This is a genomic window from Methylovirgula sp. (assembly GCF_037200945.1).
Taxonomy (GTDB): domain Bacteria; phylum Pseudomonadota; class Alphaproteobacteria; order Rhizobiales; family Beijerinckiaceae; genus Methylovirgula.
In genome coordinates this window covers 3,048,072-3,060,452 of the sequence record NZ_JBBCGP010000001.1, presented here as the reverse complement: position 1 = coordinate 3,060,452, position 12,381 = coordinate 3,048,072, and the positions used below count along the sequence as shown (strand labels likewise).

The 12,381-nt window shown below is 55.5% G+C and carries 12 protein-coding genes; 8 read left to right on the top strand and 4 right to left on the bottom strand.

Translation table 11 applies throughout. From position 1 onward, the window contains the following. Positions 1-194: 194 nt before the first annotated feature. The gene (locus WDN02_RS14875; protein ID WP_337294955.1) at positions 195-530 is read right to left on the bottom strand and encodes a non-heme iron oxygenase ferredoxin subunit; all 336 of its coding nucleotides are present in this window, start codon (positions 528-530) and stop codon (positions 195-197) included. 225 nt (positions 531-755) lie between these two features. On the opposite strand from WDN02_RS14875, the gene WDN02_RS14870 reads away from it, so the two are divergent. Beyond that, entirely contained in the window at positions 756-1,481 is a 726-nt protein-coding gene (locus WDN02_RS14870; protein ID WP_337294234.1) for a GntR family transcriptional regulator, read from the top strand. Positions 1,482-1,647: 166 nt separating this feature from the next. On the opposite strand, the gene WDN02_RS14865 is transcribed toward WDN02_RS14870, so the two are convergent. Then, positions 1,648-2,004 carry a hypothetical protein gene (locus WDN02_RS14865; protein ID WP_337294233.1) on the bottom strand — a complete coding sequence of 119 codons (357 nt, stop codon included), beginning with the start codon at positions 2,002-2,004 and terminating at the stop codon, positions 1,648-1,650. Positions 2,005-2,037: 33 nt separating this feature from the next. On the opposite strand from WDN02_RS14865, the gene WDN02_RS14860 reads away from it, so the two are divergent. The 5 genes from WDN02_RS14860 to WDN02_RS14840 all read left to right on the top strand — a co-directional run bounded on the left by WDN02_RS14860 (position 2,038) and on the right by WDN02_RS14840 (position 7,170). Next, the gene (locus WDN02_RS14860) at positions 2,038-2,931 is read left to right on the top strand and encodes an SRPBCC family protein (RefSeq protein WP_337294232.1); all 894 of its coding nucleotides are present in this window, start codon (positions 2,038-2,040) and stop codon (positions 2,929-2,931) included. Positions 2,932-2,950: 19 nt separating this feature from the next. After that, entirely contained in the window at positions 2,951-3,472 is a 522-nt protein-coding gene (locus tag WDN02_RS14855) for an aromatic-ring-hydroxylating dioxygenase subunit beta (protein WP_337294231.1), read from the top strand. A 25-nt stretch (positions 3,473-3,497) separates the two neighbouring features. Then, on the top strand, positions 3,498-4,667 hold the full coding sequence (locus WDN02_RS14850; RefSeq protein ID WP_337294230.1) for a Gfo/Idh/MocA family oxidoreductase: 1,170 nt from the start codon (positions 3,498-3,500) through the stop codon (positions 4,665-4,667). Positions 4,668-4,809: 142 nt separating this feature from the next. After that, the gene (locus WDN02_RS14845) at positions 4,810-5,805 is read left to right on the top strand and encodes an ABC transporter substrate-binding protein (RefSeq protein ID WP_337294229.1); all 996 of its coding nucleotides are present in this window, start codon (positions 4,810-4,812) and stop codon (positions 5,803-5,805) included. A gap of 66 nt (positions 5,806-5,871) precedes the next feature. Continuing rightward, positions 5,872-7,170: an amidase gene (locus WDN02_RS14840; protein ID WP_337294228.1), complete on the top strand. Its 1,299-nt coding sequence runs from the start codon at positions 5,872-5,874 to the stop codon at positions 7,168-7,170. Between the two features lie 17 nt (positions 7,171-7,187). On the opposite strand, the gene WDN02_RS14835 is transcribed toward WDN02_RS14840, so the two are convergent. After that, positions 7,188-7,916: a GntR family transcriptional regulator gene (locus WDN02_RS14835; protein ID WP_337294227.1), complete on the bottom strand. Its 729-nt coding sequence runs from the start codon at positions 7,914-7,916 to the stop codon at positions 7,188-7,190. 400 nt (positions 7,917-8,316) lie between these two features. Between WDN02_RS14835 and WDN02_RS14830 the strand changes: the two genes are divergently transcribed. Further along, entirely contained in the window at positions 8,317-9,714 is a 1,398-nt protein-coding gene (locus WDN02_RS14830; protein ID WP_337294226.1) for a carbohydrate porin, read from the top strand. Positions 9,715-9,956: 242 nt separating this feature from the next. Here the strand turns inward: WDN02_RS14830 and WDN02_RS14825 are convergent, their stop codons facing one another. Continuing rightward, positions 9,957-11,261, bottom strand: a complete 1,305-nt coding sequence (locus WDN02_RS14825) for an MFS transporter (RefSeq protein ID WP_337294225.1) — start codon at positions 11,259-11,261, stop codon at positions 9,957-9,959. 296 nt (positions 11,262-11,557) lie between these two features. Here WDN02_RS14825 and WDN02_RS14820 point away from each other — a divergent pair, with 296 nt between their 5' ends. After that, on the top strand, positions 11,558-12,352 hold the full coding sequence (locus tag WDN02_RS14820; protein ID WP_337294224.1) for a DUF3891 family protein: 795 nt from the start codon (positions 11,558-11,560) through the stop codon (positions 12,350-12,352). Positions 12,353-12,381: the final 29 nt, after the last annotated feature.

Here is a 12,381-nt window from a genome sequence, read left to right as displayed (position 1 = left end):
TTATCATTGTAGCTTCCGGCGCTACCGCCGAGTGCAGCCCGCGTCACCGCCATGTCGGCCAAGACAATAGTTCCACTAGGCATCACCGCGTCCATCACACACTGGGACTGCCGCGCAGTGACTCCGAATCTCAATAGCGCTTCAGGAAGCCGGAACCGACAACAGGGCTTCGAAACAGTGATAGTCGAATTGGATCACTCAGAAGGTAACCTGATTTGTATGTCGTCGCCGACAATTCGCGTCTCGTAGGTCTTAAGGTCGTGGATAATCGGTGCGCCGAGCCCTTCTCCATTGCGGATATCGAAACATCCACCGTGGAGAGGGCATTCGATTACATGGCCATCCAGATAGCCTTCGTGCAAAAGAGCGAATGCGTGTGTGCAGACGTTATTCGTCGCGAAATATTCGCCATCGACATTATAAATCGCGATGTGCCGATCGCCGATCCGAAGTCCCAAAATTTGCCCCGGTGCTAACTTGGATTGCGTCGCTACGGTTATCCACAACTCAACGTGCCCAGTTCTCGACATAAGGTCTTTTCCCATTGGGTCCTTATTCCCCTTCGGCGGCCAGCTAATTCCGAAAAGATTGATCTCTAGTCTTGACTTTTATTAATTCGAACCTGTGAGATTTCACTGTTGCATCTTTACTTGCCAGTGTAGTACTCACGATGATTGATTAATAGCCTCCGCGACGATTCCGGGAGCGACAGTCGATGCGATCAAAAGCCGACGCGGGATTTCCTTGTGACTAAGATGCCTCAGAAGCGAAGTCGAAGCGGACAGCGTCGCATTACGAGCGCCGCCGACTCGACCACTGAAACCATGCGCGACACCGCATATGAAGACATCAAGCATCGCATCATTACGTGCGAGTTCAAGCCGGGTTCCTACATAAACGAAGCTGCTGTTGCGGCGCTCATCGGGGTTGGCCGTACGCCGGTTCATCAAGCGCTGGATCGCCTTCGCATCGAGGGAATGATCGAAATCATTCCTCGCAGAGGCGCGATCGTACGCCCCTTGATCCTGCGAGAAGTCCTGAATCTCGTTGAGGTGCGCGCAGTCAATGAGAGCTATTGCGCACGCTTGGCCGCTGAACGCGCCAGTGACGCCGATATCAGGTTTCTGAGCGAGATTATAGCGCGGGCGCGGGACGCCATAGCCGCACGCGATGTTCACTTGATGATGACGCTGGACCGCGACTTTCATTTAGGCCTCGCACATGCCGCCGGCAATGATGAACTTATCGATTTGCTGAAGCGGCTCAACGAACGATCGCTGCGTTTTTGGTTCGTCTCTTTCACCTCCGAACATCACACCGACTTTCAGAAGCAACATGAGATGATTCTTGATGCTGTCCGCAATCGAGACGCTGAAATGGCAAAACAGGTGATGCAACTGCACATCGATTCCTTCCGCCAAAGTGTCACCCGGCATCTTTCTTTCCTGGATCAACCGGCGATATCTCGCGACGCCAGCTAGGTGGGCCGCGCCCGCTTCCGCACCCTTCACACACAACACTGAACATCTTTGCTTTGGCGGTGCTGGGGTTGGTAGGCGCCTCTTGCCAGTCCTTCCTCTATCGGTTAGCGTCGTGACAATACAGTAATATTTCACTGGTGTGGCGATGGATTTATGCGGTGGCGGATCAAAGATAGCGTGGGTTGACGAAAACGCCGGTACCGTAAGTCGCGAGGTTTTTGTTGCGGACGACGTCTTCCGTCTTGAGATGGATCGAATTTTCTACCGATCCTGGGTATTTCTCTGTCACGAAACCGAGATCCCAAATACGGGTGATTTTGTTGTCCGCGCGCTTGGCAGCGCGCAGGTCGTTGTCACGCGCGATGAAGACGGGCAAATTCACGCGCTTTTGAATAGCTGTCGGCATCGCGGCGCGCAGCTCTGCCGCAGCGATTCGGGAAACGCTCGCCGCTTTGTTTGCCCCTATCACGGTTGGACATACGCTCGCTCCGGCGAGTTGGTCACAACCACTTTCGACCAGCATTTCCCGCCAGACTTCAAGTTCTCCGATTTGAGCTTGCCCAAAGTTCCACGATTGGAGCGCTACAAAGGCCTCGTCTTTGGCTCCTGGAATTCAGATGTCACAAGCTTGACGGATTACCTGGGCGATTTCGCGTGGTATCTTGATCCATTTCTGGCGCGCTCTCCCTTGGGGATGGAGGTTCTTTCACCACCGCATCGGTGGCGTACACGGTGTAATTGGAAGGTCGGCGCACTTAATTTTGTCGGCGATTCGCAGCATGTTTTGACCACGCACACTGGTCCTCTCACGCTGGACCCGGTACGCGCGGCACGCGCAGGCTTTGCGACCGCCGCCGAAAACAGCTTCCAGGTTTCGACGGACCAAGGGCACGGCTGCACCTTGACCTATCTCGCGCCGGGCTTGCCCGCTGAGGCTTATCAAACGCATCCGCCGGCGCTTGAGGCGCTTTACACGAGTATCACGTCAAGTCAGCGAGAAATGCTGCGAAATCTGCGGGTCATCGTCGGCACGATTTTTCCGAACCTTTCGTTTATCGAAACGCAGGTCGGGCCGGCGCAGAAGGCTGTCATCATGCGGCAATGGAACCCCATCAGCGGGACAGAGATGGAGGTATTAAGCTGGGTACTCGCCGAGCGGGAGGCTTCCGCTGAATACAAAGCGGACGTGCTGCGTAAGGGCATTCATAATTTCGGCGCGGCGGGCGTCTTTGAGCAGGATGACGTGGAGCTTTGGGCCTCTGCGACCTTGGCCAGCAATAATCCAATTGCTGCCCGTTATCCTTACAGCTTCCACACCGCCCTGCCCTATCTCCACAACGCAGAGGCGGACTCCAAATGGCCTGGGCGTGTTTACCGACCTGCGGACACCGAAGTGGCGCAGTTCGAATTCATGCGCCAGTGGAGCCGCCTTATGAACGTCGCGGTGTAACTGGAACGGAGACTATTTAATGACGACCAAGCCGGACTCGCAACCCGTCGAAATGGCTTTGTACGTCGCGTTACAGCGCCTTCTTTATCGCGAGGCGAAACTGTTGGATCGGCGCGACTACAAGGGCTGGCTAACGCTCTTCTCCGACGACCTGCAATATCGCGTTCGCATAAGGTCAATGCGCGATAGCGGAGCGCCCGATGCAGATTCGACGATCATCGACGAAGGCCCAGTCGAACTTCGTAAGCGGGTAGAACAAATCAGCACGGCGAGATTATCCCGCGCCGAGAATCCACCCTCCCTAACGCGCCGATTTGTGACCAATGTCGAAGCTTTCCATCAAGATGATCCGAGCGAAATCTCGCTGGAATCCTCTATTCTTACCTTCCGGGCGCGCAACGGCAACGAGGAAGGATCCTTTTACGTGGGCAAGCGGCACGATTTGATACGCCGTCTAGGCGACGATTTCAGGATTGCCCGTCGCGACGTTCGTCTCGACCAGGCTGTCCTGTTCGAGGGCACGCTGAGCACTTTGCTCTGATCGATATACGGATGTGGACTTCTGTATGAATCTCAAAGAACGCTGCGGTGCCCCGATCAAGTTGGGCATAGCCGGATTAGGGCTCGCTGGCGCCTTTATGATAAGGGCAGCGCGAAATCATCCGCACTTTATCCTGGCGGCCGGCATGGATCCGTTGCCGCGACCGCGTGCGGCCTTTGTCGATGCCTTCAATGCATCCGGCTACGAGGACTTCGATAGTCTCTGCAAGGATAAGGAAATCGAGGCCGTCTACATCGCCTCTCCTCATCGCTTCCATGCCGAGCAGACAATAACCGCACTCGATCACGGCAAACACGTATTGGTCGAGAAGCCTTTGGCATTGAACGTGCGCGATTGCGAGGCTGTTGTTCGAGCAACTGAAAAGACCGGATACAAGGTGGTCGTCGGTCATTCGCACGCGTTCGACCCGAACGTTCGCGCCATGCGCAAAATCATCGAAAGCGGAGACCTCGGCCGGCTGGTTATGATCTTGTCGCTCAACTACACGGATTATTTATATAGGCCGCACGCGGACGACGAATTCAAAGCTGGCACCGGTGGCGGGATCACTTTCAATCAAGTTACGCATCAGGTCGAGATTGCGCGGCTCCTCGCGGGGACCCCAATTCGCAGCATAAGTGCTCGCGTGAATGCGCTAGATATGACGCGGCCCGCGGAAGGATGCTGCATGGCCTTCCTACAATTCCAGGATGGCGTAACCGCCTCGCTCACTTACAGCGGCTATGATTTTTTCGACAGCGATGAATTCCATTATTGGGTCGCCGAGGGCGGAGCCTCCAAGAAGACAAAACATGGCGCCACGCGACAGGCCGCGATAATCCGCCAGTCCGAAACGTCATTGCACGAAAGCCTTGGATTCGGCGGCCGCTCGCTGCCGATCGAACAGCCGTTTTTGCCGCATTTTGGCGTGTGGATCGTGACATGCGAGCGCGGCGACCTCCGCCTTTCGACCGATGGCCTCTTAATTTACGGCGAACATGGCATGAAGAGCGTCCCGGTCGATCATGGTGAAGGCCGGCCCGGACAAGGCGACGCACTCGATGCTTTGTGGAATTCCGTTCGACGTGCTGCTCCCGTGCAATTCAACGCAAACTGGGGAAAGGCGACGGTCGAGGCCTTGGTCGCTCTCAAGCAATCGTCGCAAGACGGGCGAGAGATTTTCCTTCCGCCGTGAAATTCGCTGTTGATCGTGGGGAACAACGTGCTGCCATGCGGGCGCGCCACCCGACTCGGTTCACAAGTCGCCTCATCCGCTTGACCGGCTGCTCAAAGGCATTTTATGATTGTGAAATATCTACGTAGTTTCAGGTGAAGATATGTCGAAGTTGTTGCCGATTACTATCGCCTGCGGCCATTACGATCGTACACGCGCTATCAAAGATGGCCGTGTGCCCGTCGATGGCTGCGAGGTTACATATCTCGCCCTGGAACCTGAAGAGCTGTTCTTCCGCGCTTTCCGGTATGCGGATTTCGATATCGCGGAGATCTCTTTTAACAGTTATCTGATGCAAACTTCTCGCGATCGCTGCCCCTATGTCGCCATCCCCGCCTTTGTCTCCCGCCATTTCCGTCATTCGAGCATTTTTATTCGGACCGATCGCGGCATCCGCGGCCCTGCGGATCTTAAGGGCAAGCTCGTCGGGCTTCCCGAATATCAGCAAACGGCCAATGTCTGGATGCGCGGGATATTCAAGGAAGAATATTCGGTCGACCCCGCGGACATTCATTGGCGTACAGGCGGCCAGGAAGAACCCGGGCGCGATGAGAGAACGCCTCTGACACTGCCGCCTGGGGTGGACCTGCAACCGATCTCATCCGATAAGACACTCAACAAAATGCTGGCGGATGGCGAGCTCGACGCCGTGTTCAGCGCCCGCGAATTGTCGTGCTATGTCAAGGGCGCGCCTAACGTCGGTTTGATTTTTCCGAACTTTCGCGCCGTTGAAAGCGACTATTATAGCCGGACGAAAATCTTTCCGATCATGCATGTTGTGGGCATCAAGAAATCGTTGGTCGAGCAATTCCCTTGGCTTCCGGCGACCGTGTACAAGGCCTTCTGTCAGGCAAAAGACGTCGCGATTCAAGAAATGGCCGAACAGGCCGTAGCGCGCCTAACCCTGCCTTGGCCAGAAGTAAACCTGCAGGACGCCAAAGACCTGATGGGACAAAATTTCTGGCGCTACGGCATTGCCGAATCCGCGCATGAGATCAAGACGCTCGTGCGCTATTCCTACGAGCAGGGTCTCGCCGCACGCGAGCTCGATATCAAAGAAATATTCCATCCTTCGGTCTTCGAAATCTCCAGGACATAACTTCACGTGCCCGACCAGACGTTTCGACCTGAACTGCGATCGTACGTTGCGGAGACGCAAGCTTTTGTGAACGGCACCTCTACGCCGCGCCGCTTCCTGGAGCGTTCCCTTGAGATCGCTGCCACGGCGGAGCCGGATATTCGCGCGTTCGAAGTTCTCGACATTGAGGGCGCCCGCCGGCAGACCGATGCCTCGTCCGACAGATGGCGCGCCGGACGCCCTCATTCATCCATCGACGGCATGCCGCTCGGGATCAAGGACGTCATCGAAACCATCGGCCTGCCGACCGGCATGGGCTCGCCTTTGTTCTCTGGTTGGCAATCCGGCCGGGATGCCGCGAGTGTTTTCGCACTTCGCGAAGCGGGCGGCGTGATCCTGGGCAAAACCGTAACCACCGAATTCGCCGCGACCGAACCCGGCGCGACGCGCAATCCATGGGACTTCAATCGAACGCCCGGCGGCTCAAGCAGCGGGTCTGCGGCAGCAACAGGCGCCGGCATCATAGGCGCTGGCCTTGGAACCCAGGTCATTGGATCGATCATCCGGCCAGCGAGCTATTGCGGCTGCGTGGGATACAAGCCAACTGTCGGGGCCTTAAATCGCGGCGGAAGCCACGATTACATGAGCCAAAGCTGCCTTGGTGTACTGGGCGCAAGTCTCCCGGATACCTGGCAAGTGGCGCTTGAACTTGTTCGACGCTCGGGAGGTGATCCCGGCTTCGCGCCCTTAAGCGGAACCTTTCAGGCGTTAAGCCCTACCAGGCCCAAGGCACTTGCCATGCTCGAAACGGCGGGTTGGACACGGGCATCGGACGCTTCGAAGGTCCAGCTCAATGAATTCTTGAGGACGCTCGAACGTACGGGCGTTCGGATTTTACACCGTTCATCCCTGCCCTTATTGCAGGAAATTGAAGACGCAATCTCCGACTCCCTTCGTCTTTCGCAGATTATCAACGCGTGGGAATCTCGCTGGCCCCTGAACACATATGCCGAGCGCGACAAGGAAAAGCTCAGCGCCGCAATGCAAAAGCGGCTTGTTGAGGCAGAGTCCATGTCCCTTGCAGATTATGTGGCGGCGCTCGAAAAGCGCCACAGGGTTCGTTCGCTTTATGCGCGCTTGGCCGCGGATTGCGGCGCTTGCCTCACACTCTCGGCTCCGGGGGCAGCGCTACTTGGACTTGCGTCAACGGGAGATCCAATCTTCGCTGTCGTTGCGTCCTTGCTTGGTGTCCCGGCGCTGTCCCTTCCATTGCTTGAAGAGGCGCGCTTACCTCTCGGCTTGCAGTTAATTGGATATGCTCGCCGAGATGCCGATCTGATATCCATTGCGTCGTGGGTGCGGGACGCCGCTGCGCAAGCTGCGTAATGGCCCCGATTGCCAAGTTAGACGGCTATTTGCATCGACATATGACGCACCAAGCTGTCGCGCGCGGATTCAATATGTCGGCGCATTGCACCGCTCGCAGCCTGTTTTTCCCGTGCAACAATAGCGTCCACTATCGCCGTGTGTTCACGTACGATGCCGTCGTATCGCATTGGCGCGCGAACCGACGTGAGCCAAAAACGCAGACTACGATCGTGTATGCCCCGCAAAATCTCCGCCAGAACCGGGTTCCCCGAGGCATGCGCAATGATGAGATGGAATTCTCGGTCTAAATACATCATCCGCACAAAGTCAGACTTCTGCGCGGCCTGGGAGAACAGGTCGATGAGGCGCCTCAATGCCTCGATATCAGCGAACCCCGCGTTGTCTCCCGCTTTCTCGGCCGCAGCCGTCTCATTAAGAATTCGCACGTCTAGCGTCTGGAATATTTCGTCGAGGCTCAAAGGCTTGATCACGATTCCCTTACGCGGGATGACCTCAACGAGCGAATCGCCCACCAGCCTGTCGATGGCTTGGTGCACGGGCGTGCGCCCAACATCTAGCCGGGTCGAAAGCGTCGCCTCGTTAATATAGTCACCGGGCTTAAGCACCCCGGTCACGATCAAATGCTTGATGCATTGATATGCAACGTCTCGCAACGATTGTGCTGTCGGGATAAGTGCACGCCCCACCGCCGTCTCGGGTAAGCGAAGAAAAGCCTTATGTGCCTTTGCGACCGTGTTGCCCATAACGCAGCTTAACCTCTCGTCACGTTGCCGTTTTTGTCAAACATTTGCCGAAAATTTAACGCGGCCGCCAGCGCCGCGCTTCTGCCAGCCGATTCAATTTAGCAGATGAGCTTCCAAGAAATTTGATTTTTGGCAAGTCGCACGAGTCGGGCCTAATGCGACCCATCGCTGCAGATATTGTGAAATATTACAATAATTTATGTGCTTTAACACGAGTTAGAAAAAATGCGCACTGATCGAATTACGCGTTCCCGCCGCACTGAAAATCGCCTAATCGTAAGACAAAATTACAATATGGCACATTTGCTGCTTTGAAATTTCACTAGCGCTTAAGCGCGCCCGCGACACATTATGCGAGGTTAAAGTTATGCTTGTAAAAAATCTTTGGCGAGAGCTGGCGTTGGGGACGCTGGTATGCTTCTCGACCGGGGTGGAGGCCCAGGTTCTGCGCGATACAGGCGCGCCCCTGGCCAACACAAAATCAGCACCTACCCCGATCCAATATCCAGACGATTACTTCTTCAATTTGCAGCCACTAGGAGCTGGCCTGGGGCGATCGCTCGCCAATTATGGTGTCTACATAAACGGGCGGACCTTCAACAACGCCGTCGAGCAACCTTCGGGCGGGGTAAGGAAGGGAACATTTTACGAGGGCTATACGCTTCTCGGCGTGGATCTCGATATGAATAGGATCGCCGGCATTCACGGCGGGGCGCTACATTTCTACGTCAACGATATGAACGGAATAAACTATTTCAAATATTCTGGCGCACTATATCCCTTCAACCGAGTTTGGTCTTACAACGCGGCAAGCCGCCTCAACGAATTCTCCTACGAACAACGGCTCTTTGACGATCGCGTGGACGTCCGCGTCGGTCGTCTTCCGCCAGGCCCGGAATTCGATTTCTCGAGTACATACTGTCGGATTGTAACCGGCTTCTGCGCGGTGCCCGCGCCCTACGCCTACGCAAAGGGCTACCCGGCTTATAATACCGCGTCTTGGGCCGGCGTCCTGCAGGTGAAACTTACAAACGCCTATTATGTAAACGCTGGCGTTTATGAGAATGAGCCCGCGCTCGCCACAGTCAATCATTACGGCTGGCCAGGCGAAGATTGGAGCTCGGACAAGGCACGCGGCGCCGTCTTCCCCGTGCAATTTGGCTATCGAACATCGTACACGAACGATCTGTATCCGAAGTCCTACGACATCGGCTTTTTTTACAACACAGGCGATTACACGGACTCGCTCTACAATACTCAGGGCAAGATCCTGGCGTTCTCTGGTGGCACCCCGCAATTGGATCACGGCAACAGCGGCCTTTGGGCACAAGGCGAACAGGTGCTTTGGCGTCCAGATCCCACGAATGATCGTGGCCTGTCGGCATTCGGCGGCGTGAACATTGCGACCAGCGGCCAAAACAATATCCGAGATACATTTTCTGGCGGCTTGTCAGTGAAGGGCCTGTTTGAGGCACGCCCACACGACACCATAAACTTCGCCGCGATGTATATGGCGTTGAATGACGAATTCGTCGACGCTCAGAACGACAAGCTTTTGGCGCACAAGATCAATGGGTCTATGGCGAGTTCGGAAGCCTTCGCGGAGGTCAATTATCAACTTGCGCTCGCGCCTGGCACGTATTTCCAACCGTTTTTCGACTATATCTGGCATCCGGACGAGGTGGGACTTGCAACTCCTAATCCGACCGTCACGCATGCCGTGTTTGTCGGCGCCGCAATATCGGTCGCCTTTCCAGAAGCCCTCGGACTGCCTCGCCTGGCTCGATTCGGATCTTAGAACCGTCTCCAAACAAAGAAGGGCCGCCGATTTGGCGGCCTTTTTTTTATCTACAAACTGCATCACGCTTTCAATCTGCGCTGGCTAGACGGCATACATCAGCAGCTCCCCCGCTCTGTCTGGTCAGCGAACAAGGTGACAGTGCAGGCCTGGTTCAACCTTCTTCACCGGCCGCCCTTGGATTTTAACAGGCCTTATCCAAGGGCGCGTCAATCGCTGATGCGCTCCGGCTCCTGACCTCCTTATAATTTAGCACGCACCAAGGGGATCAACGAAAAGCCGCCGAGTATGCTTGCAAATACGATTACCAGCAGTCCGGTTTGAAAATTGCCCGTCCGTGCGATGATCCAGCCGATCAGTGTCGGTGCGAGGGCACCCAGGAGATTTCCGACACCATTTATAATGCCAATTCCGGTCGAGGTCAGTGCAGGCGGAAGCACTCGCATCGCCAGCGCGTAATGTGTTGGCGAGCCGAATCCGAGAGCGGCCGTACTCAGGGCAATCAATATTGCCGAAAGGTGGCCGTCGCTGACCAGCGTCGCCAAAAAGAGCAATACTCCGGCGCTACACAGCCCGTACAGACTATTCCGCGCACGTTTATTGGTCTTGTCGGCGATATAGCCGGATGCCACCTCTGCGATGAACATCAAGGCAAATGGAAGCGAGGAGTAAAACCCCATTTGATGAATGTTAAAATGACGGACCCGCTGCAGATAGGTCGGCAACCAACCGTTCAATCCCCACAGAAACGTGAGCATCCCCGTGCCATAGCCACAGAGCATCCAGATCCGCGGCGTCTTGATGATATCCCAGACCGTCTCCATCGGGCCTACGCCCTCGTGCGACGCCGCTGACGCCCGCTCATCTGGTGCAGCAGGCTGCGGCGGCCCTCGCATAACGACGAAGATCAGGGGCATCACGAGGATCAAAGTCAGAAAGCCTAGGACATAAAAAGACGAGCGCCAGCCAAAGGTGGCAACGAGCCAAATCGTCAATGGAAATCCGATCGCCGAGCCGAGAGGGCTACCGATCATCCAAATCGAATTCGCGCGCGCTTGCTCTCTCGTTGGGAACCATCGGCGTATCGCGCCGGAAATCAGTGAAAACTGCGGTCCCTCAGCAATCCCTAGAGCGATTCTGTATGCAATCATTGCCGTGTAGGAGCGACAGCCTCCCATCAATATCATCAAGACGCCCCAGGCACCGGCGGCATAGCCGAGCGTGCGACGGGCGCCATATAAATCCCCCACGAAGCTCAGCAGAAGCGCCGAGATTGCATAGGAAAAAAGAAAGGCGGTCATCAAAAGGCCCAAAGCGAGCGGCTGGAAGTTTGTGCCGAGCGCCGAATTAAATGCCTTGTCTGTGAACAGGACAGCGATGCTGATGCGATCGAAAAAACCCGTGACAACAGCTGCCAGAAGCACGAAAGCGACGAGCCAGCGCCACCAAGCGCGTGACGTTACAACCGCTCCATCAAGCTCTCGCTCGGATACGGAGGTCGTACCCGGCAACGCCGCTGTTTCACCGCTGGAGGGAATATCAGACATAGAAGTAAAACCTTCTCGTTGGGTCGGCCTGCACTGAACCTATTGCGATATTTCAGACTAACTACACAATTGACGCATCGAAACCCTAACTTTATGTTTGTCGGACAGTCTGACGATCGTTGTCTCCCTTGTGCCTAGTTTGGCGGCCTACCACTAATGGCCGAACGCCGGCGCCCCGGGGGGAGATTCAATCGATGCATGATCGGACTGTAGGTTGATATCCGGATCTCCAGCTAGCAAACGGCTACCCCTCAATGTAGCTGCCAGCTCTAGGAACGCGCGAAGGTAATTGACGTATGATCGTGAGGAAACAACAGGACGGATCACTGATCCTCGTGAATCAGACGGATCACGCGAAACTCTCCGCACAGTTCGCTGCCCATTGGGGAAACGAAGTCTTTGCAACACTTCGGCCGCGGGAGTCGATGATCCGGGCAGCCATGTTCCACGACTTTGGTTGGAATCGATACGAATCCGCACCGACTTATGATCCGAAAACCAAAACTGCTCCGACATTTTTCGAGGTGCCCAATTCCGATGCGCAGCTGACTGAGTTTGGCAACGCAATTCATTGGATGATGAATATCGACGAATATGCGGGGCTGCTTATGAGCCGGCATCGGACAGGGCTTTGGCGTCAGCGCTATGGACTCGTTAGGCAACCAACGCCGCTGAATAAAGCGATCGTCGAACCCCAAGTGCAGGCATTCATCGCAAAATTCGAAGCGGAACAAGACGCTTTCATGGGCAAATATGACAGCCAGGAGTTTTTGACGAATTATCGGCTGCTACAGTTTCTCGACGTCTTCTCATTGGCATTTTGCGTGAAGGAATTCACGGGTGCGACCTTCGATCCTGTCCCGCTAGGCTATGGGGATACGTCGAAGACAGTCCAGATCGATATGTCCCTCCACCCGGATGGCGCCGTTGTGGCCTCGCCTTACCCGTTCGACAAGACCGAGCTTCGTTTTAGCTATGTATTTCGTCATCTTCCGCGTTCGGATTTTGTGAGCGAAGAGGCTTTCCGCGAGGCCTATTTTGGAGCGCCCCTGCAGCTCAAAGAGATGACCTTCATTGCACCCGCAATTTAGCCGAGACCGACGCGACCTGCCCAATATAG

Bases quoted from the DNA above. Each gene is read 5' to 3' on its own strand.
- WDN02_RS14845 (WP_337294229.1), top strand. From the start codon at position 4,810: ATGTCGAAGTTGTTGCCGATTACTATCGCCTGCGGCCATTACGATCGT.
- WDN02_RS14875 (WP_337294955.1), bottom strand. From the start codon at position 530: ATGTCGAGAACTGGGCACGTTGAGTTGTGGATAACCGTAGCGACGCAA.
- WDN02_RS14820 (WP_337294224.1), top strand. From the start codon at position 11,558: ATGATCGTGAGGAAACAACAGGACGGATCACTGATCCTCGTGAATCAG.
- WDN02_RS14870 (WP_337294234.1), top strand. From the start codon at position 756: ATGCCTCAGAAGCGAAGTCGAAGCGGACAGCGTCGCATTACGAGCGCC.
- WDN02_RS14835 (WP_337294227.1), bottom strand. From the start codon at position 7,916: ATGGGCAACACGGTCGCAAAGGCACATAAGGCTTTTCTTCGCTTACCC.
- WDN02_RS14855 (WP_337294231.1), top strand. From the start codon at position 2,951: ATGACGACCAAGCCGGACTCGCAACCCGTCGAAATGGCTTTGTACGTC.
- WDN02_RS14825 (WP_337294225.1), bottom strand. From the start codon at position 11,261: ATGTCTGATATTCCCTCCAGCGGTGAAACAGCGGCGTTGCCGGGTACG.
- WDN02_RS14865 (WP_337294233.1), bottom strand. From the start codon at position 2,004: ATGCTGGTCGAAAGTGGTTGTGACCAACTCGCCGGAGCGAGCGTATGT.
- WDN02_RS14850 (WP_337294230.1), top strand. From the start codon at position 3,498: ATGAATCTCAAAGAACGCTGCGGTGCCCCGATCAAGTTGGGCATAGCC.